Source organism: Lentimicrobium saccharophilum, assembly GCF_001192835.1.
Classification (GTDB): domain Bacteria; phylum Bacteroidota; class Bacteroidia; order Bacteroidales; family Lentimicrobiaceae; genus Lentimicrobium; species Lentimicrobium saccharophilum.
Map to the genome: position 1 here is coordinate 128,664 of NZ_DF968183.1, position 19,969 is coordinate 148,632.

Below are 19,969 nucleotides of genomic sequence, written 5' to 3' on the forward strand. Positions count from 1 at the left end.
GAAATCCGCTGCCCCTGGTGTCGGAGCAGCGGGTTCATTATTACGTGAAAATTATAAAATGTCGATGTTATTCTTACCGGTGATTTTTTCGCAGTAATGACATTGAAGTTTCAGGTCTTCTTTGTCGATTACCGTGAAACGGGTGGCAACCTGCTGGTGGTTGGTGATGCAATTCGGGTTAACGCATTTTACGATTTTCGTGATTTCGTCAGGAATTTTAACATTGCGCTTCTCGGTCACTTTGTAATCTTTGATAACAATCAGCGTGGCTGTTGGCGCTACCAGGGCAATCTTGTTTACTTCCTCATTTTCGAAGTATTTGTTGCTGACCTTGATAATCCCCTTTTTGCCGTATTTGTGGCTTTCAAGATTAAACCCCACTGTAACCTGTGTATCGGTATCTTCAAGGTTCAGCATTTTTACGACCCTGAAAACACTTTTAGCGGGGATGTGATCGATGACCGACCCGTTTTCTATGGCTGAAACAACCAGCTCTTTTCTGATATTTTCGTTTTCCATTTTTCTGATTTTTCTTTTGATACACCTATTTAACACCCAGGATGGAGGCCAGCAATGCCTGACGGACGTATACCCCGTTAAGCGCCTGCTGAAAATAGTAGGCCTGTTTGGTTACATCCACATCTTCGGTAATTTCGTTGACTCTTGGCAGCGGATGAAGAACGCGCATATTTTCCTTGCAGCCGGAAAGCATATTGGCCGTCAGAATATATGCGTTTTTCACTTTTTCATACTCAATCGGGTCTGAAAACCTTTCTTTCTGAATCCTGGTCATATAAATGATATCGGCGACAGGCATTACTTCTGACAGATCGGTGTACTGGTGGTAATTCAGGTTGTTGCTCTTGATGTGCATCTTCACATAGCTGGGCAGCTTGAGTTCGAGCGGCGATACCAGATGGAAAGTGGTGTTGAAATTACACAGTGCCATAACATTGGAATGCACGGTACGGCCATATTTCAGGTCTCCGACAAAGGCAACATTCAGTCCGTCGAGTTTACCCTGGGTTTTTCTGATCGAATAAAGGTCAAGCAGACACTGGGTAGGATGCTGATTGCCGCCGTCTCCGGCATTGATAATGGGAACGGTGGCTACTTCGCTGGCAAAACGGGCGCTTCCTTCTCGCGGATGCCGCATCACGATGATGTCGCTGTAGTTGCTGACAGTGAGTATGGTGTCCTTAAGTGATTCACCTTTCGAAACACTTGAATTGGATGCATCAGAGAATCCGATTACTTTGGCTCCGAGACGGGATGCCGCGCTTTCGAAACTCAGGCGGGTTCTGGTGGAAGGTTCGAAAAACAGCGTAGCCACAACGAAATCCTCAAGGATGCGCTGGGTCGGATTTTTTTCAAATTCTTCAGCCAGGTTAAGAATCTTTATGTATTCTTCTTTGGTGTAATCTGTGATGGATACGAGACTCCGGTTTTTCATGTATCTGATCGGGTTTTGGTTTTCGGTTTACAAAAATAATTAAGACTGTTTTGCTTCAGGTGTTTTGTTGATAAACGGTAAAAAAAAAGCCCCGATTAACGGGGCTGAGAATTATTTCACCAGATTGTGTTTTTTGACAAACTCATCAAGGATGCCGGTCAGATTGGGGGTGCCGATCTCCTGGAGATCATAGCCGACTTTGACTTTAGGCTTGTTGATCTTAACAATTCTGCTCAGATCGATCGGGGTGGCAATCACAACTGTGTCGCAGGGAGTATTTTCGATGGTTTTCTCAAGGTCGCGAACCTGTTCATCACCATAACCCATTGCCGGAAGAAGGGTTCCGATATTAGGATAGATGCGGAAGGTTTCACTCAGCTTGCCAACAGTATAGGGGCGGGGGTCAACCAGTTCGCCTGCTCCGTGTTTCAGGGCGGCAACCACACCGGCTCCGATCTTCATTTCACCGTGGGTAAGGGTAGGGCCATCTTCAACAACCAGGACCTTCTTGCCGCGGATAAGCTCGGGCTTGTCTACGGTAAGGGGTGATGCACCGTCAACAATAATGGCGCCGGGATTAACTTTTGCAAGGTTGGCACGAACAGCGTTGATGTTTTCGAGGCTGGCTGAGTCAATTTTATTGATTACGATAACATCCGACATACGGGCTACCACTTCGCCCGGGTAATAACTTACTTCAGCGCCTGGCCTGAGCGGGTCGGCAACACCGATCATCAGGTCGGGCTTGTAAAACGGAAAGTCATTGTTTCCGCCATCCCAAAGAATAACATCGCAACCATTGGGATCTTTCTCAGCTTCGCGAAGAATGGCTTCATAATCAACGCCGGCATAAATCACGTTGCCACGGACTACATGCGGTTCGTACTCTTCCATCTCCTCGATGGTGCATTTATGTTTTTTTAGGTCTTCCACGGTGGCAAAACGCTGAACCTTCTGTGCATTCAGGTCGCCGTAAGGCATTGGATGACGCACGGCCACCACCTTAAGTCCTTTTTCCATCAGGATTTCGATGATGCGGCGGCTGGTCTGGCTTTTTCCGCAGCCTGTGCGGGTAGCGCCCACTGCAATTACGGGTTTGGTGCTTGATACCATGGTATCCCTGGGGCCGAGCAGTAAAAAATTAGCGCCTGCTGCATTCACAACGGCGCTAAGATTCATAACTCTGGGGTAAGGAACGTCACTGTATGAGAAGACACAGTCGTCCACTTTCAGCTCTTTGATCAGCCTGGGGAGGTCTTCTTCAGCGTGAATGGGAATACCGGCCGGGTAAAGATCTTCGCCGGCAAGTTCTTTGGGATACTTGCGGCCGTCAATATCGGGAATCTGGGCAGCGGTAAATGCTACAACGTTGTAGTTCGCGTTTCCGCGGAAGTAAGTGTTGAAGTTGTGGAAGTCCCTTCCGGCAGCTCCGATGATGATTACATTTTTCTTCATGGGTATTGGTTTTTGTATTGTGATTGAGTGAAATTCAGCTCTGTAGCGTATTTCAGCTCTTTTACGGGCCCGGGCAGACTGGCGCCTGCTTTAAGAACCTTTACCGGCAATCTGCCGCAAAAAAACCGCTGCAAATATAATTGTTTAAGATTCAATGCAAAGAAGTTGCAACAATATTTTTATCCTGATAATCCTGATATTTTACTTTCGGAAATTTGACAATTCATGTTTAAATAAATGATAAACAGAGCTTTGGATCCTGAAAAGGGGTTGTTGAAAAAAAACTTAATTTTGCTGCACTTTTTTACTCCGGTTTTATGATTGAGAAAATTTTGACTGCGAAAGCACTGACTGCCGTTTCTACCCTGTTTAACGTGGAAATTGATCCTTCACAACTCGCCGTTCAGCGCACAACTCCGGCATTCCGCCATCAGGGCGATTTTTCACTGGTGGTATTTCCACTACTCAGAGTTTCCCGGAAATCTCCGGAAGCTACAGCTGCTATGCTGGGTGACGAAATACTCCGTACAATGCCTGAGGCAGTTAGTTTCGGAGTGGTCAAAGGTTATCTCAATATCCGGGTCAGCGCTGGTTACTGGCTCGATTTTCTGCAGAATAATTATGATAACGGAACTTTTGGAATTCAGCCCCCCGCTTCCGGTAAGCCGGTAGTTGTTGAATTCTCATCTCCCAATACCAATAAGCCGCTTCACCTCGGACATATCCGGAATAACCTGCTTGGTTTCTCAGTGTCGGAATTGCTTAAAGCTAACGGACAGACCGTTTATAAAGTGAACCTTGTAAACGATCGTGGCATCCATATCTGTAAATCAATGCTTGCCTGGAAGTTATTCGGTAATGGAGAAACCCCTGAATCATCGGGAAAAAAGGGTGATAAACTGGTGGGCGACTACTATGTGCTTTTTGACAGGCAATACAAACTCGAACTGTTGGAACTGATGGCCGGCGGGCTTACCGAAGAGGAGGCAGCAGGTAATTCGCAACTGATGCGTCAGGCCAGGGAAATGCTTATAAAATGGGAAGCCCGCGACGAGGAGACCATGGCTTTATGGAACCGGATGAACGGCTGGGTGTACAATGGATTTGATGTGACCTATAAAAGACTGGGCATTGATTTTGACAGGATTTACTATGAATCACAGACTTATCTGCTGGGTAAAAAGATTGTGGATGAAGGGCTGGAGAAAGGTGTGCTGTTCAGGAAAGATGACGGATCAGTATGGATTAACCTGAATGAAGAGGGGCTTGATGAAAAACTGCTGTTGCGCAGCGACGGTACTTCGGTATATATGACCCAGGACCTGGGAACTGCCCAGCTCAGGGCGGATGATTATAATGCTGATAGGCTGATTTATGTGGTTGGGAATGAGCAGAATTATCATTTTGAAGTGCTGAAACTTATTTTGAAAAAACTTGGCCGTCCCTGGGCTGATGGTATCTACCATTTGTCGTATGGCATGGTTGAACTGCCTGAAGGCAAAATGAAATCGCGCGAGGGTACGGTTGTGGACGCCGATGACCTCATGGATGAAATGATTGCCACTGCGCGGGCTATGACCGAGGAACTCGGGAAAATAGAAGATTTTGAAAGCGATGAGGCCGAATCGCTCTACCGTATGGTAGGCCTGGGAGCACTTAAATATTTTATCCTAAAAGTGGATCCCCGGAAAAATATAACTTTCAATCCCAGGGAAAGTATTGACTTCAATGGGAATACCGGCCCATTTATTCAGTATACCCATGCCAGGATCAGGTCTGTGCTTCGCAAGGCAGCTGCACCGGTTATTTTTGATGGTCATGCCAACATTAACCAGAAAGAGGCGGATCTGATCATACTCCTGAGCCAGTTCCCCATGGCGGTTCAACAGGCAGGCACAGAACTCAGCCCTTCGGTGGTGGCCAATTATATGTTTGAGGTGGCAAAGGAGTATAATCAGTTTTATCATGAATTTACCATCCTGAAGGAGGAAGATCCCGGCAGCCGGCAGCTCAGGCTGGCGCTTTCGCAGATGACCGCAGGAGTGATCCGTAACGGGATGAAACTGCTGGGCATTGACGTCCCCGACAGAATGTAAATACTGCTTACAGGCAATTTGAAAACTCATAAGGCTTTCAGCGTTAATATCCCTCATCGTTTCTGGTGGGGGATTTTTTTGTGAGCGTTCTTACCGTGGAAATGGATTCAACCGTAAAACCATTCCGGAGTAAAACCAGATACGGATTATCCAAATTTATTTGCCGGACATTTATAAATAAACCAAACGGATATTCAGTAAGTAAAAATGGCTGTTTCAGGGACGAAAACAGCCATTTAATCAGGGATTGAGGAGGGATGGGTTATCCTTAACCAACAATAAATGTGTCAGTAACAGGAATTTACTCATTTATAAGACAACTGAAAACACTTTTACCCCTATTCTGAATAAAAAAAAACTGCACCGGAAGTCCGGTGCAGTTTTATGTATTTGATAAAACTCTGTTTACCTGATACTTACTTTACGGGTAACGATGCCCCTCTCAGTAGTGATGTTCAGCAGGTAAAGACCTTGAGCGATACCTGTTGTTTCGAAGCGGAATTCGTTTGCATTTACTGCAGACTCATAAACCACCTGACCGGCAAAATTCACCAGCCTGATGTTTTCGATCCTGCTGTCGCCTGTAATATTAAGCAGTCCGTTCGAAGGATTCGGATATACTGTGAATGATGCTGCTTCAGGTTTACTGATGTTGGTAGTATAAGTGATTTCCACATCATCAATCATAAATACGAAGCGGTCGTTCGAAACGCACTGGATGGCAACATAAACTTCCTGGCCTATGTAATCGGCGAGGTCATAACTAACAAACGTCCATGCATCAGCCGGTGCATCAATGGGACCTGCAATGGTGGTGAAGCTGCCCGGGTTCATATCGGTGGTTGAAACCTTGATATTATAGGTCTCAAGTCCATACTGATCCGTATAGGATTTAACCCAGAAGGCCAGGGCAGGATCTTCGCCAAGCATAATTTTCGGCGAGATCATCCAGTCGTCATTCACTGCGGGGGGAACAGAAGCAAAGCAGGCGCCGAAACGCAGTCCGCCGTGTGGCTCCATATCTGTTACTGCGGGCGTAGTTTGAGCAGGATTAAATGCAATGTATGACATGGGTTCTCCCGTGTGGGGGAAGGTGATGCCTTCAAATCCGTAGGTGTTGCCTCCGTCTCCGTCAACTGCGGTCCATTCACCGAAAGTGAGAGAGAAATCTTCCAGATCTTCAAAATCCAGAATTATACCGGTGGTGCTTCCGCCTTCAATAACCGCAACTGCAGCATTTGAGTTTTCCGATTCACCTTCGGCGTAAAGTGCCCTGACATGATATTCATAAGTGCCCGGCTCCAGGTCATTGTCGTCATAGAAAAGTTCAGTAACGGTGGCAGTGTTGATCATTGCGCCGTCGCGGTAAACATTGTAACCCAGCAGTTCGCGTGAAGCATGGTTGCGGGCGGGAATAGGCAACTGATTATTGATGGTGTAGCCATTGGTACGCGCTGACAATTCAAGAGCACCTTTCAGCGCAGGGTTGAATGTAGCAGGCGTTGCACTGAGCTCGCGGATTTTTCCATCAGTATACTGAACAACGGCACGGATCAGATATGCCTCATTCCAGGAAGCCCATGTTCCTGCATTGTCATAATCCCATGAGCGACCATTGTTGAGACCTTCATCATAACCCAGATAGGTTGAGTCTACAACTGATCCGAATCCTACAACAAAATCTCCGGTTACCATCAGGTTTGCAGCACTGATGTCAACCTCAACCCATGATTCATTCACCGCGTTTATATTTTCAACACTATGAAGCAATGTAGTAGAAGGCTGTGTGCCATCCCATCCATAAACTTCAGCATTGAAGATGGTGGGTTCGAGTACGCCACCAATTGTGGTGAAATATTTAAGTGATAAGACCTGACATGGTCCCTGCGGAGTCATATGTGTCGACATGGTGTATCCATTATAACTGTATCCGCCAGTTGGAAGATCATTGTCATAAATCAGTTCTTCGATGGTACCTGTTCCGCCACCCGGAGCATTCCAGGTAAGATGAACATCGTTTCCGCTTACGGCAGCCTGCAGATCGGTAGGAGGATCGAGGGGCATTCCGGAAGATACAATCATATGAACCGGTACATTTACCGTAGCGGTTGTACTGTTGTTGGTGATTACCAGGGTTGCATTGTAGGTGTCAGCAGCAAGCCCGGTTGCATCCATGGTAACAATAACTTCGGTGCTTGTGCCGGCGGCGGTGGTACCTGAGGTTTCAGCAACGCTCAGCCAGCTTGCTGTACCGGGATCAATGGCAATGCTCCAGGTGAGGTCCTCATCACCGTTGTTGGTAATGGTCATTGTTTCGGTTGCCTGGGCGTCCGGTTGCAGGGTTGCATTGATTTCCATCGGGCTTACGGCTATCTGGGGGCCGGTGGCTCCGGCGGCAAGATCGCCGATCATACGGTACATGCCACCATTGTATTGGTTTTCGTTGAAACCGCCTGCATAACCAACGGTGCTGCTGAAGAAGTCAGCTGCAAGGAATTGCTTGCTTCCGGTTCCGCCGAAAAGGGTCCAGGTAGATCCGCCATCATGACTATAGGAAATACCTGTTGCTCCGGTAGCTGCTCCGGTTGAAACATAGGTATTTTCTGTGCCAGGAACAAAGTTAATGTCATTGGTAAGGAAAGCGCCGGCCGGGGTGATGTTTTCCCAGGTATCACCGCCATCACTGGTGCGGCGAACCTGAACAGGGGCGGTAGTCTGAGCCACAATGCCATTCATGGGGTCTTTGAAAGCAATCACATTGATACCACCATTGGCTACCGCAGTAATATTTGCATTTGAAACCCTCCAGGTAAGTCCTTTGTCGTCAGAGATGAAAACTCTTCCCTTGTTGGTACCGAACATCACAGTATTGCCGGTAACTTCAATACATGATGTCCATCCGCCTTCACCTGAGAGCGGAGTGCCGTTGGTGATATTGGCTGCAGGCACCCTTTGCCAGGTCGAACCTCCGTTAACGGTGGTATAGATTTCGAAGTAACCGTCTTTTACGTCGCCGTGGCACATCCCTTCCTGTTCATTCCAGAAATATACATTGTTGGCAAAGGATGTTGATCCCTGCAGTGCACCCGGTAACTGGGTCCAGGTTGTGCCTCCGTTGCTGGTTTTGTAAATGCCGCAGGTATTGTTCTGGTTGCCAACACCATTGTAAAGCGCAACATATGCAATGTTTTCGCTTATTCCGCAAATGTTTCCGATGCCGTAAGTGGTACCTCCGAGTATCTGACCCGTTGTCCAGGTTGAACCACCGTCGGTGGTTCTGGTAAATTCATTGATGGTCGATCCTGTTCCCGATCCGTCATAAGCAGCTGCCCAAGCAACGTTCTCATCTACAGCGTGAATATAATTAATTCCACGTGACGGACTCACGAAACCGCTGTTCTGGATAATCCAGCCTACGGGATTGTCGCCCGGCATTACACCAATAATAGCCCTGTTGTCGTCATTGAAGTTATTGCCTCCGGGATTCAGTGATCCGATGGCAAAATAACCATTGTAAGATCCTGACCATCCCCAGTTGAAATGGAATTTGTTATCGCTCATGCGATAGCCATCGCAGATCCACGCGTGGCCGCCGCTGGCGGTGCTTGATCCTGCATAATAAACAGGACGGGCAGCATCAAGTTCTGTGCGGAGCAGGGTATACCAGTCAGCCATCAGCGGATAATCAGTTTTGCTTTTTAGCTCGGCAGTGGGTGCGAAATTAAAATAGTTGACCAATGCGAAAGGAACGTCTTCGCTGAAGGCTCCAGATCCATCGGCACCATACTGCATATTTACCGATACCCCCGCATGATACATAAGGGTTGCAACTGCAGCGTTGGCCGTAGTTACATTGTTTGGCATCGCAGCATAATTGTAGGTGGCAGCAGCAAAGTCAGCTGACTGTACGCCATAGGTAGGATGCATATAACTGTGATATCCAATACCCGAGGTCGGGAAATTGTGGTATTTCATCAACACCGACATGGTAGTGGCAACGCAGCCTGTCCATGCCCTGCCGCAGGAGCCGAATCCGGCGCCCGGCTCAACAGGACAAAGCGCGTTATAATAGCATCCCTGATCCCAGGTGGTGGTAACCAGCGGAGTTACATCCATAATTTCACGCTCCATGCTTTTATTCAGGATATTGTCCCAAACGGGGCGGGTGGCAGAATTGTCCATACGTGAAGTTGCAAGGGATGCAATTTCACGGCTGTAATTCTCAATCCATGCCTGTGCAGCCGGGTTGTAGACTTCTGCATCAAGGGTTCCGCTATGCGAATAGCCCAGAACGGGAATAGATGCATCGTCGGCTGCTACCATCACAAAACCTCCTGAAGTGAATGTGAAGGTGTAGATGGTGGTGATGCCGTCAGTGGCATTTTCAATGGTTCCGCTTACCGAATAATCAGTAATTGAAGCCGGAGCATAATGAACATAATAGTTCACTGCTACCTGCTCAGCTGTTTTTTTGTCAACCGGGTTGGCAGAAACTGCCAGTGTCAACAATGCCAGCGCAAGGGTAAAGATTCTCTTCATTTTTGAATGAAAATTTAGTGAATGATAAATTGATTGAAATGAAATTTCAGCAGTCAATTCATGCTAATGCATAAAGGATTCCAAAGATTGGACGGACAAATATAAGATTTAATCAATAAGATATGCTTTTACGGGCAGGAAAATCATGAAACATTTATTAACACTATCCTGCACTGCCTGTCAGCAAATCCACAAGTTCAGCGGGAGATGGGATGATCAGGTCCGGCTTTTCGGCCTCAATCTCTTCCCGCGAGCCGTATCCATATAAAACCCCGGCGGAGGAGATGCCTGTCAGTTTTGCACCTCTGATATCATGATACCGGTCGCCGATCATTACAATTTCTTTGCCTGGTAAAATGCCATGTTTCTGCAGGGTGTAATCAATCAGCTCTGCCTTATCACTGCGATTGCCGTTGATTTCGCAGCCCGAAACCATTTCAAGGAATCTGCTCAAGCCTGCTTTTTCCACAATCTTTGATGCATATATCCCGGCTTTTGAGGTCACCAGGCTGACGCTTAGTCCCATAGATACAAGCGTTTCCAGCGCACCGGGGATGCCCGGGTATACTGTAAATAAATTCATTCCTTCGCGCCCGTAAAATTCACGGTAAATCGCTGTGGCTTCTTCTGCTTTATGGTCGCTGAAGCCAAATAAAGTTTTGAAAGACTGCCGCAAGGGCGGACCGATGAATGGATTCAACTCCTCTTCGCTAGAGGGAGCGGGAATCCCCATTTCCCTGAGTGTGTGTATAACCGATTTGAAAATGCCGGGTTTCGAGTCGATCAAAGTACCGTCAAGGTCGAAAAACAGGTGGGTGAACATAGTATTATCTGGTCAGTTGAGTGGTGAAAAAATTATTATTGAATGATGGTCATACATAAAAAGCAGGAAATGTTCTTATAACCATCCATTTGATTTTAGTCATTTTATCAACCCGAATGATTAACAGATTATTTGATTCAGGCTAAAATCAGTACCGGACTGGAAACGGGTCATGACCATGTAAACCGCCGGGTGACGAATCCATATGATTTCTGCCGGTGAAATTAAATATTTGGCTGCGAAAGCCACACCTTTTTCTAAAAAAAATAAGGCCGGTCCGCAAGGAACCGGCCAATGACGTTTTAATAACCCCTGGCTAAAGCAGGCCGCCGTTTTTGTAAATCTGCAACTGTGCATCATAAAATTTGTTGATGCGGGTGGACTTGCCTTTACTCAAATTGGAGAGATCGCCGGTGGTGAAGTTAACACGGATTACATCACCTGTTTCCATTGAGGTTTCTTCGAGCATCCCTTCTGCATAGGTAAGAATCGGAAGGGCGGCATTGATGGCGTTTCTTTCATAGATGGCTCCGTATGATTCAGCAATGATACACTGAACACCCAGCGCCTTAAAACAGTCAACTGCCTGCTGGCGTGAACTCCCCGCTCCGAAATTTTTGGTAGTAACCACGATATCCCCGGGCCGGGCCTTTTTGGCAAAATCCTCATATCCTTTCAGATTGTCGAAAGTGTACTGACCCATTTCATTTATATCGGTAATGGCCAGGTAGCGGTTGTGGAAGATCATATCTGTGTCGATATCGTCTTTACGGATAACCCAGACACGGCCTTCAACAGTGGTTTTTACCTCTGCAGGGACTTTTCTTTCTTTAACGGTCGTTTGTGTGGCGCCCTCGGTTTTGGTGAATACGGCCGGCTGCTCCGGGATATTCATCGGGTCGGTAATGTATCCTGCCACTGCAGATGCAGCCACCGTTGCCGGGGATGCAAGGTATACATATCCTTTGCCCTGTTTTCCTGCGAAATTCCGGTTTCCCGTGCTGATGGTCACCTCATCCGGTCCGTTCTGCCCTACCTGCCCGGCTGCGCAGCCTGCACAACCGGCGTTCGAAACCAGCGCTCCGGCATCCTTAAAAATTTTAATCAACCCCTCATTCAGTGCCTGTTGCCAGATCTCGTCGGTTGAAGGGACAATTTTAAGGACAACCCCGGGTGCAACTTTACGGCCTTTCAGGATTTCCGCGGTAATCCTGAGGTCCTCAATACGTCCGTTGGTACAGCTTCCGATAAAAGCGGAATCGATTTTCTTCTTCATTACCGATTCCAGCGGGGCATTGTCGTGGGGATGGCCGGGATTGGCCACCATGGGTACAAACCTGCTGATGTCGATATCAAAAGTTTTGGTATAAACAGCATCACCGTCGGCCACAACCGGGGTATAGCGCTTGCCGGTCAATGCCTGCAACGCGTCAAGTACTTTTTCGTTGGGTGTAAACAGAATGATGATGGCGCCCATCTCCGTGGCCATTGACGAAATAGTAATCCTTTCATCGAGGGTCAGCGCTTCAACGGCATCCCCATAGACTTCCACACTGTATCCCAGGAGCTTGTTTGCCCCGAAGATGGAAAGAAGGTTTAGCACAATATCCTTTGCAGTGACATTGGCAGGGAGCTTCCCATTCAGGTTGAGTTTCACCGATTCAGGAACCTTAAACCATACAGCCCCTTTGGCCCAGGCAGCGGCAATGTCCTGATCACCCATTCCTTGTCCGAAAGCACCGATTGCTCCCATAATATTTGCATGGGAGTCGGTGGAAACAAAGGTTGATCCCGGAAAGACAAATCCCTTGTCAATGGCGAGATGGGTTCCGATGCCTGCATCTACATCATAAACAGGGATGTCGTGCTGCCTGGCATACATTCGGCAGAACTGCTGATTGGCCGCATATTTCTGATCGGAACCTCCGGGGTTGCAATCGAAAGTAAAAACGGTATGTTTGGGATCTGCAACCGAAAGACCGTTGTCAAGCAGGTTTTTTACCACATTGGCGCCGCCGAAGTCACGTGCGGCCCGGGTATCGATAAACACGTCAATGATATCTCCCGGTTTTACGGTTTCCTGATCCGAATGACTGGCCAGAATTTTTTCAATAATTGTCATGATGTTTATTGTTTATCAGATTTTTAATCGTTCACGGAAGGGTTCGAAGGTCATAAAATCGGCATGATGAACCACATAGGCTTCCACGGAACGTTTTACCATGTTTCCTTCGCCGGCATGGGTGGCGATGATATGACAAACTTCTGCCGGCACGCCGCACATCTCGGCAAGTGAAACGCCTGAAAAGGGATGGCGGAGGTATTTTCCATAACTGCCCTGAACCGATTTTCCGTCTTTCATTTCGTACTCAAGCAGTTTTCCAACGTCAGCCAGGATGGCGCCTGCGATCAGCACATCCATATCTACCGGCAGGTCATTTCTGAAGAAAAGGTTCATCTGGTTACCGCAGTCTTTTGCAATATGAACCACTGCACGCTTGTGATCCATAAAGGTAACCTTAAGGTCGGGGCCGGCAAGCAGGGTGAACGGAATGCTGTTCAGGTCGGCCGGGGTGAGCACGCTCTTCTGAAGCGCCAGCGCCCAGGTGTTGGTGGTGGTTTCACGCAGCGCGGCATCTTTGATCCATTCCAGTTCGGGCCAAAGCTCTTGCGCCTGTTTGATGAATTCAGGGTTGATCTCAGGGGTCATAGCTGTTTCTTTTTTTATGTATAAACTCCCCTTTGCCTTTATAAAACAAAGGGGAGCATCAGTGAATTAATTTCAGTCGTCGTTTACTTCAGTTTTGCAATAATAGCGTCAGCCATCTGACGGGTTGAAGCAGCTCCCTGATTTACAACATCCGGCGTTCCGCGGAGCTTGAGCATATCGTATGCCCTCACTTTCCCTTCAGCAACAACTTCCATCACAGCCTTACGGATGCGGCCGGCAGTTTCATCTTCGTTCAGGTGCTCAAGCATCATCACGGCCGAAAGTATCATGGCAACCGGGTTAACAATGCTGGTTTCATAATCAGCATATTTAGGCGCGGAACCATGGGTTGGCTCAAATACGCCGATTCCGTTTTCAGGATTGAACTGGGCGCTGGTAGCGAACCCGAGACCCCCGATCAGACCGGCAAAGGCATCGGATACAATATCGCCGAACATATTACCGGCCACAATTACATTATAATTCTCGGGATTTTTGGTCAGCCACATCATCATGGCATCGATATTCACATCTTCTACCCTGATGCCCGGGTATTCGGCCTTGCTCATTTCCTGAGCTATCTTAAGCATCATGCCAGAGGTTTCGCGGATTACGTTTGGCTTTTCGCACACAGTAATTTTATCGAAACCACGTTTTTTGGCATATTCAAAGGCCGCTTTCACAATACGTGAAGTATATTTTTTTGTGAAGATGCGGGTGGATACTGCCAACTCGGGACGGGGGCACCAGGCGAAATTATCTTTGAATTTCGGATGGGTCATCAATGCGTCATATACCTGGTCGCCCGGATTGGTCCATTCTACTCCGCCGTAAAGACCTTCGGTATTCTGACGGAAAATCATCACATCCACCACCGGTTCTTCCGGATTGCCATCCTTGCCGCGGCGGATAAAGTTGAGCGGGTTACCCGGCAGCGTCTGGCAGGGGCGCATGCAGATATCAAGGTCGAACTTCTGGCGCATGCTGACGATCGGACTGTAATAAGTAAAACCTTTACCCTGAAGCTCAGGAGCGAGCTCTGCTGCAGCCTTGTCCTTAGGCTTTGATGTAATGGCTCCGAAGAGGGCAATTTTGTGCTTTTTCAGAAGCTCAATGGTACGGTCGGGCAGGGGATTGCCTTCTTTGCACCAGAATTCCCAGCCTATGTCACCATGAACATAGTCAGCGTCAAATCCCGCGGCTTCCAGCACCCTGATGGTTTCTTCAAGTACAACTTTTCCAATGCCATCACCGGGCAAGGTTACAATAGTTCTTTTTGCCATTTCTTATGATTTTTAGTTGTGATTTGGTTCCGATCAACGTGTCAAAAATATGGAACAAAACTTAACTGGCAAGTAATACGAAAAAATTATTTTAACCTGAATTTTTGTTTAAATATGCAGCAATCTGTATTTGTCTGATGCTTTATTAAGACCTGTTTTCAAGGCCTGATTAATTCAGGATTAACCCGGATTATAACTTATTGTCTGTTACTTTTACAATTATATTCAAGATTCAATATGGCAAACTGATATTTTCAGAGATAGGCTGACCTGAAGATGAAGTTCCCTGATTATTGTGAATTGCATCTTTACAGGTGGAGCTAAAGCTCTGCCTGACCTTATAATTTGGGATACTTTCGTAAATTTGCGGACTGAAGCCAGATAAATTCCGTAAATGAACCTGTCGTCTCATTTAGAGCATCCTGTTTTTAAAGCTGTTGCCGGTGCTGCCGCTGAAATGGGTGTGTCCGCTTACATTATCGGCGGGTATGTCAGGGATATATTTCTTAAAAGAGCTTCAAAAGACATCGATTTTGTTACGGTAGGCGATGGCATAGCGCTGGCCGGCAAAGTGGCCCATGCTTTCAGGGGGCATCATCCGGTAAGTGTTTTCCGGAATTTCGGAACAGCCATGTTTCATCTTGATGAGATGCAACTCGAGTTTGTGGGAGCCCGCAGGGAATCGTATCATCCTGATTCACGAAAACCGGATGTGTTGCCCGGAACACTCGAAGACGATCAGCGAAGGCGCGATTTTACCATAAATGCCCTGGCGATCAGCCTGAACCCTGAGAATTACGGGGAGTTGATTGATCCGTTTAACGGTGTGGCCGACCTGGAGGCAGGGATTATACGCACACCGCTCGGCCCGGGCATTACTTTTTCAGATGATCCGCTGCGCATGATGCGGGCCATTCGTTTTGCCGCCCAACTGAAATTTACCATCCACCCTGAAACATTTAAGGCCATATCAGAAAACAGGGAGCGTATTTCCATTATTTCGGGTGAGCGCATAAGCGAAGAACTGAACAAAATCATCATGACTGCAAAGCCGTCAGAAGGATTTCGTTTACTGGATGAAAGCGGCCTGCTGACCCTGATTTTTCCGCAGTTTGTTGCATTGAAAGGCGCTGAAACCGTTGATGGTAAGGGCCATAAGGATAATTTTTATCATACACTGGAAGTGCTCGACCGCATAGCACCCAACACCGATAACCTTTGGCTCCGGTGGGCCGCTTTGCTTCACGATATCGGCAAACCGCCCACGCGCCGTTTTGTGCCGGAGTTTGGATGGACATTTCATGGTCACGATGCCAGGGGGGCACGGATGGTTCCCCAGATATTCAGACAACTCAGGCTTCCATTGAATGAAAAGATGAAATATGTGCAGAAGCTGGTTGCGCTGCATCTGAGACCCATCGGACTGACAGAGGAGGAAGTTACCGACTCGGCTGTGAGAAGACTGCTTTTTGAAGCCGGTGACGATATTGATGATCTGATGACCCTCTGCGAAGCCGACATCACGTCTAAAAACAGGGAAAAGGTTCAACGTTACCTCAGAAACTTTTCAATAGTCAGGGAAAAGTTGCGGGAAATTGAAGAAAAGGACCGCCTGCGCAACTGGCAACCTCCGGTTTCAGGGGAGATGATCATGAAAGCTTTCAATTTAAGCCCCGGCAAGGAGGTTGGCCTGATAAAAAATGCCATAAGGGAAGCAATACTCGATGGCGCCCTTGAAAATGATCACGAAAAAGCTTATGCTTTTATGCTGGAGGAGGGCAAACGACTTGGTTTATTTCCTGCAAAAGATAACGCCTGAAATTTGGATTTTTTGTTTCAATCAATTAATTTTAACCTCGGTAAACAACACACACATTAAATTCTGAAATAATGCACGCCTATAGGTTCAGAATGCTTCACGAAGATCAGGAAGATTTCCTCAGGGACTTCGATATACTTGCGTCACAGTCTTTTGCTGACTTTCATCAGATTATCAAGCAATCGGTGGAACTCAGCGGTAACGAACTGGCATCGTTCTTTGTTTGTGACCGCAACTGGAGGAAAAAGAAAGAGATCACCCTGATAAATATGCATGATGATGCTATCTCTCAGCATGAGGAAGAATATGAAGACGAACGCAGGGGGCCTAAGCCCGGACGTATCCCTATTGCCGAAATGGATAAGGTACGTATTAAGGATATTATAGATGATCCGCACCAGCGGTTGTTATATGAATATGACTTCCTGAATCCGAAAACCTTTTACATAGAACTTATGCGGATTCTTGATGCGGACAAATCATCGGAATATCCTGTATGTGTAAAAAGTACAGGTAAATTTATTTCTGTGGTAGCTCCCATTCCACCGCTTGAAGCCGATGGCGAAGATGAGATTGCGCTTCTGAGTGAATTCGACGATATCCTTGACAATGAGGATGAAGATCTTCCGGAACCTACTTTTGGCCAGGATATCGATTTTAACTGATGTCCGTTTTCCCGCCTTCCTGTCTGATTGTAATTGCCGGCCCCACAGCAGTTGGTAAAACGGATGTGGCCATTGCAGTCGCACGTTATTTTGGCTGTGAGATTATTTCGGCGGATTCCCGCCAATTCTATCGCGGGCTGAAAATAGGTACAGCCGCACCGTCAGCGGAACAACTATCGGCGGTTAAGCATCATTTTGTAGGCCATCTTTCCGTAAAAGATGCCTATGATGTTTCGCGTTATGAAAAAGAAGCGCTGGAATTGTTGCAGCGGCTGTTCAGGGAGAACAGGTTTGCAGTGCTTACCGGTGGCTCAGGTTTATACATTCAGGCTGTATGCGATGGCTTTGATGAGTTACCTGACAGTGATCCCCGGATCAGGGCGGATCTGCGCGACAAACTGGAAAGGGAAGGATTGGCTTCGCTCAGGGCGCTGCTGCGTCAGTCTGATCCGGCTTATTATGGGCAGGTTGACCTTGCCAATCCCAACAGAATCCTGAGGGCGCTGGAGGTCAGCCTTACAACAGGGAAACCATTCTCATCATTCAGGAAGCGCGACCTTGCCGATCGTCCTTTCAGTACCGTTAAAATCTGCCTGGATCTTCCCCGTCATGAGTTGCATAACCGGATCAATGCCCGGGTGGATGCAATGATGACATCCGGGCTTCTGGAGGAGGCCCGGCATTTTTATCCGGAAAGGACATTAAATGCCCTGAATACGGTTGGTTACAAAGAGCTTTTTCAATATTTCGATGGCCTCTGTTCCCTTGAAGAGGCCGTTGAGAAAATTAAAACCAATACCCGACGGTATGCCCGCCGTCAGCTAACGTGGTTCCGTAAAGATAAAGAGGTGGTATGGTGCCGGCCCGATGCTGAAGAAGTAATCAGGAATATAACCCGGCACCTCCCGGATTACTCAGGGTAAAAGAGTTAACGCAATAACCGGAGCCTGAATGTTTCTTCGTAATACTTGAAATACCAGTATAACTTACGGTTAATTTCAATGCCGTAATCAATGGTGGGGTTCCAGTTTATATAGGAACCGATAATCCGGTTGTACCGGCCACGCATGAAATAATCATTCCAGTTGTTTATACCGATGTTATTCAATGCCCGGTAATAATCGTTGCTCCGGTCAAGTGAAGGAGAGAACCGTATATTATACCATCGCTCAAAATCCGGATCTATTATGATAATATCATACCCGGAACTGTCGATGGCGACCTTGCCGGATTCCGGCTGCCGGCCCGTAATTTCTTTCTGCTGCGAACATGCCCAAGCTGCCAATACGAGCAGAAAGAGAAACACTGACTTTTTCATAGTGCTTCAATTTTAATGTTCTGGCAATAAACTGAATGCCAGGAGTAAAACACCAAAAGTTGTGCCAGAATCAAATGATTTTGAGTGAAATCGCGGAGTTTACGCTTCCGGCGTCTTATCCTTTTTGCGATAAAAAACCCGGGCCGTGAAATAGCCCACGAAGAACACAATTGCGATCAGAATAACCAGCGGTAATTCAAAGCCGAAAAACAGCAGTTTTACTTTGACATTTGCCAGATTCTGAAAGGTGAAGATCAGCAGGATGATGATCAGGCTGATGTTGATAATCTGTTTGGTGGTGATGTTTTTCATTGGCAATGCTTTTTTGAACCGGGAAACAATTAGTTCTTTCAATCTGAGTCAGGATTATCGGGCAATCCTGTTTGTCTGATAAGTTCCGGGGCCTTCATCTGGTTTGCGCCATAAAGCGTTTACTAGATTGAATGATGCTTGTTTATTCAAAAATTTTCTGTGTTTTGACCGGACCAGACTTGTTATTTCCATAGGTAATCAGATTTCCGGTACAGCTCGGAAACAGCCTTTTATTCTCCGATGTCAGTATCAAAGATAATGTATTTATCCCGGATTCATCAACAGGAAGTCCAGCCAGGCTTCCTGCTGATGAATTTAAGGTAATCCGGATTTATTTTATTGCCATTGACTTTTCTGTAAAGATGATGGTTTCAATTTGTTACAGGCCGTCGTCCTGTAAAAGCAGCAAGTGCTTCCGGATTTAAAGAAAAGGAAAGAGGGTATCAATCCAGCGGTCTTCGGTAATGAAGAAAGAACCGAAAGAAGCCCATTCGCTCAGGAGTCTGGCTGTTTTCATCTGTTCTGCATCCATACCCCGTGCCTTGGCTTTTAGGAGTATATCGATGGTTTCATTGAGTGCCGACAACCATGTTTTGTAATCTTTCTTGCTGAAGACCGGTCCATGCCCTCCGGAAAAGGTGACATCGTCCGGATAGGTGTTGAGGATCCACTCAACATTTTTGAGATAGGTCAGCGGATTGCCACCGTTGCCGACATCCACGTAAGGGAAATATCCGGCAAAGAGCAGGTCGCCGGTCACCACCACCCGGGAAGCGGGAAAGTAAACCACCAGGTCGTTGTCGGTATGCCCACCCGGTAAATGGGTGATTTCTATGGTTTCCCCGTTGAAGTCGAGGGTCATGATTCCCGTGGTGGTGATGTCGGGCAATCCGTGAGCAGTTTTATCCGGCATTGCTTTGTCCCCGCCCGAAAGAAATTTTTTCACCCCTGGATGCGCAATTACATGGGCTCCCTTGCCAACAACGGCGTTTCCGCCCGTATGGTCGCCGTGCATATGCGTATTGATCAGAAATCTGATTTCCTTATCTGAAATGGAGTTGATGGCAGCCAACAGGTCATTTCCGGTTCTTTCGTAAGCTGCGTCGATCACCAGCACTCCGTCATTCCCTGTCTGTACAACTACCGAAACGCGGTTGTCGACAAATAAGCGGTGAATTCCCGGAGCCAGTTCAGTTGTAGTAATTTCTGTTTTTACAGTTTCGGATTGTGCAAAAACGGCTCCCGTCAGGAGCGACAGCAATAATGCAAATACAATGTTTTTCATAACAGCTTGGATAAACTTTCAGGATTTGCTGATCAGTTGAACTTATGAATATAACCAAAAGAAACCGGGAATGTTTTCGTGTTAGGTTCATTCTGATTAATTCCGATATAGCTCCGAATGTATGAAATACAACAGGCTGATGACGCCGGCCTTTTTATTGTCAAAGGGATAACCGGATTCAAATATGGGGAATCTGTGATTATTGAAGGAA

Annotated in this window: 15 protein-coding genes; 4 read left to right on the forward strand and 11 right to left on the reverse strand. The window is 47.0% G+C overall.

Annotated features, from left to right (window positions below; genetic code table 11):
* Positions 1 to 51 precede the first annotated feature (51 nt).
* From pyrI to TBC1_RS12410, 3 genes are all read right to left on the reverse strand, one after another.
* Entirely contained in the window at positions 52 to 519 is a 468-nt protein-coding gene (pyrI, locus tag TBC1_RS12400; protein WP_062043362.1) for an aspartate carbamoyltransferase regulatory subunit, read from the reverse strand.
* Between the two features lie 25 nt (positions 520 to 544).
* Entirely contained in the window at positions 545 to 1,453 is a 909-nt protein-coding gene (gene pyrB / locus TBC1_RS12405; RefSeq protein ID WP_062043365.1) for an aspartate carbamoyltransferase, read from the reverse strand.
* A 111-nt stretch (positions 1,454 to 1,564) separates the two neighbouring features.
* On the reverse strand, positions 1,565 to 2,908 hold the full coding sequence (locus TBC1_RS12410; protein WP_062043368.1) for a cyclic 2,3-diphosphoglycerate synthase: 1,344 nt from the start codon (positions 2,906 to 2,908) through the stop codon (positions 1,565 to 1,567).
* Positions 2,909 to 3,225: 317 nt separating this feature from the next.
* Between TBC1_RS12410 and argS the strand changes: the two genes are divergently transcribed.
* Positions 3,226 to 5,004: an arginine--tRNA ligase gene (argS, locus tag TBC1_RS12415; RefSeq protein ID WP_062043371.1), complete on the forward strand. Its 1,779-nt coding sequence runs from the start codon at positions 3,226 to 3,228 to the stop codon at positions 5,002 to 5,004.
* Positions 5,005 to 5,409: 405 nt separating this feature from the next.
* On the opposite strand, the gene TBC1_RS12425 is transcribed toward argS, so the two are convergent.
* The 5 genes from TBC1_RS12425 to TBC1_RS12445 all read right to left on the reverse strand — a co-directional run bounded on the left by TBC1_RS12425 (position 5,410) and on the right by TBC1_RS12445 (position 14,359).
* Positions 5,410 to 9,543 carry a C10 family peptidase gene (locus tag TBC1_RS12425; protein WP_062043377.1) on the reverse strand — a complete coding sequence of 1,378 codons (4,134 nt, stop codon included), beginning with the start codon at positions 9,541 to 9,543 and terminating at the stop codon, positions 5,410 to 5,412.
* A 163-nt stretch (positions 9,544 to 9,706) separates the two neighbouring features.
* Positions 9,707 to 10,366, reverse strand: a complete 660-nt coding sequence (locus TBC1_RS12430; protein ID WP_062043380.1) for an HAD hydrolase-like protein — start codon at positions 10,364 to 10,366, stop codon at positions 9,707 to 9,709.
* A gap of 316 nt (positions 10,367 to 10,682) precedes the next feature.
* A complete protein-coding gene (locus TBC1_RS12435; protein ID WP_062043383.1) occupies positions 10,683 to 12,488 on the reverse strand; it encodes an aconitase/3-isopropylmalate dehydratase large subunit family protein in 1,806 nt (601 codons plus the stop codon).
* Positions 12,489 to 12,503: 15 nt separating this feature from the next.
* Positions 12,504 to 13,076 (reverse strand): HDIG domain-containing metalloprotein, encoded by a 573-nt coding sequence (locus TBC1_RS12440; RefSeq protein ID WP_062043386.1) that lies wholly within the window; start codon positions 13,074 to 13,076, stop codon positions 12,504 to 12,506.
* An 83-nt stretch (positions 13,077 to 13,159) separates the two neighbouring features.
* Positions 13,160 to 14,359 carry an isocitrate/isopropylmalate dehydrogenase family protein gene (locus TBC1_RS12445; RefSeq protein WP_062043388.1) on the reverse strand — a complete coding sequence of 400 codons (1,200 nt, stop codon included), beginning with the start codon at positions 14,357 to 14,359 and terminating at the stop codon, positions 13,160 to 13,162.
* Between the two features lie 394 nt (positions 14,360 to 14,753).
* On the opposite strand from TBC1_RS12445, the gene TBC1_RS12450 reads away from it, so the two are divergent.
* The 3 genes from TBC1_RS12450 to miaA all read left to right on the forward strand — a co-directional run bounded on the left by TBC1_RS12450 (position 14,754) and on the right by miaA (position 17,766).
* Positions 14,754 to 16,178 carry a CCA tRNA nucleotidyltransferase gene (locus TBC1_RS12450; protein WP_062043391.1) on the forward strand — a complete coding sequence of 475 codons (1,425 nt, stop codon included), beginning with the start codon at positions 14,754 to 14,756 and terminating at the stop codon, positions 16,176 to 16,178.
* A 71-nt stretch (positions 16,179 to 16,249) separates the two neighbouring features.
* The gene (locus TBC1_RS12455) at positions 16,250 to 16,843 is read left to right on the forward strand and encodes an IS1096 element passenger TnpR family protein (RefSeq protein ID WP_082189620.1); all 594 of its coding nucleotides are present in this window, start codon (positions 16,250 to 16,252) and stop codon (positions 16,841 to 16,843) included.
* Positions 16,843 to 17,766, forward strand: a complete 924-nt coding sequence (gene miaA, locus TBC1_RS12460) for a tRNA (adenosine(37)-N6)-dimethylallyltransferase MiaA (RefSeq protein WP_062043396.1) — start codon at positions 16,843 to 16,845, stop codon at positions 17,764 to 17,766. The genes TBC1_RS12455 and miaA overlap by 1 nt, the downstream gene beginning before the upstream one ends.
* Positions 17,767 to 17,771: 5 nt before the next feature.
* Here the strand turns inward: miaA and TBC1_RS12465 are convergent, their stop codons facing one another.
* The 3 genes from TBC1_RS12465 to TBC1_RS12475 all read right to left on the reverse strand — a co-directional run bounded on the left by TBC1_RS12465 (position 17,772) and on the right by TBC1_RS12475 (position 19,758).
* Complete coding sequence (locus TBC1_RS12465; RefSeq protein WP_062043398.1) at positions 17,772 to 18,161, reverse strand: DUF6146 family protein; 390 nt, start codon at positions 18,159 to 18,161, stop codon at positions 17,772 to 17,774.
* Between the two features lie 99 nt (positions 18,162 to 18,260).
* Entirely contained in the window at positions 18,261 to 18,473 is a 213-nt protein-coding gene (locus TBC1_RS12470; protein WP_062043401.1) for a LapA family protein, read from the reverse strand.
* Between the two features lie 421 nt (positions 18,474 to 18,894).
* Positions 18,895 to 19,758 (reverse strand): MBL fold metallo-hydrolase, encoded by an 864-nt coding sequence (locus TBC1_RS12475; protein ID WP_062043404.1) that lies wholly within the window; start codon positions 19,756 to 19,758, stop codon positions 18,895 to 18,897.
* Positions 19,759 to 19,969: the final 211 nt, after the last annotated feature.

Coding starts and splice junctions, on each gene's coding strand:
- pyrI (WP_062043362.1), bottom strand. CDS start 519: ATGGAAAACGAAAATATCAGAAAAGAGCTGGTTGTTTCAGCCATAGAA.
- TBC1_RS12425 (WP_062043377.1), bottom strand. CDS start 9,543: ATGAAGAGAATCTTTACCCTTGCGCTGGCATTGTTGACACTGGCAGTT.
- TBC1_RS12410 (WP_062043368.1), bottom strand. CDS start 2,908: ATGAAGAAAAATGTAATCATCATCGGAGCTGCCGGAAGGGACTTCCAC.
- TBC1_RS12475 (WP_062043404.1), bottom strand. CDS start 19,758: ATGAAAAACATTGTATTTGCATTATTGCTGTCGCTCCTGACGGGAGCC.
- TBC1_RS12435 (WP_062043383.1), bottom strand. CDS start 12,488: ATGACAATTATTGAAAAAATTCTGGCCAGTCATTCGGATCAGGAAACC.
- TBC1_RS12430 (WP_062043380.1), bottom strand. CDS start 10,366: ATGTTCACCCACCTGTTTTTCGACCTTGACGGTACTTTGATCGACTCG.
- TBC1_RS12470 (WP_062043401.1), bottom strand. CDS start 18,473: ATGAAAAACATCACCACCAAACAGATTATCAACATCAGCCTGATCATC.
- pyrB (WP_062043365.1), bottom strand. CDS start 1,453: ATGAAAAACCGGAGTCTCGTATCCATCACAGATTACACCAAAGAAGAA.
- TBC1_RS12465 (WP_062043398.1), bottom strand. CDS start 18,161: ATGAAAAAGTCAGTGTTTCTCTTTCTGCTCGTATTGGCAGCTTGGGCA.
- TBC1_RS12450 (WP_062043391.1), top strand. CDS start 14,754: ATGAACCTGTCGTCTCATTTAGAGCATCCTGTTTTTAAAGCTGTTGCC.
- miaA (WP_062043396.1), top strand. CDS start 16,843: ATGTCCGTTTTCCCGCCTTCCTGTCTGATTGTAATTGCCGGCCCCACA.
- TBC1_RS12440 (WP_062043386.1), bottom strand. CDS start 13,076: ATGACCCCTGAGATCAACCCTGAATTCATCAAACAGGCGCAAGAGCTT.
- TBC1_RS12445 (WP_062043388.1), bottom strand. CDS start 14,359: ATGGCAAAAAGAACTATTGTAACCTTGCCCGGTGATGGCATTGGAAAA.
- TBC1_RS12455 (WP_082189620.1), top strand. CDS start 16,250: ATGCACGCCTATAGGTTCAGAATGCTTCACGAAGATCAGGAAGATTTC.
- argS (WP_062043371.1), top strand. CDS start 3,226: ATGATTGAGAAAATTTTGACTGCGAAAGCACTGACTGCCGTTTCTACC.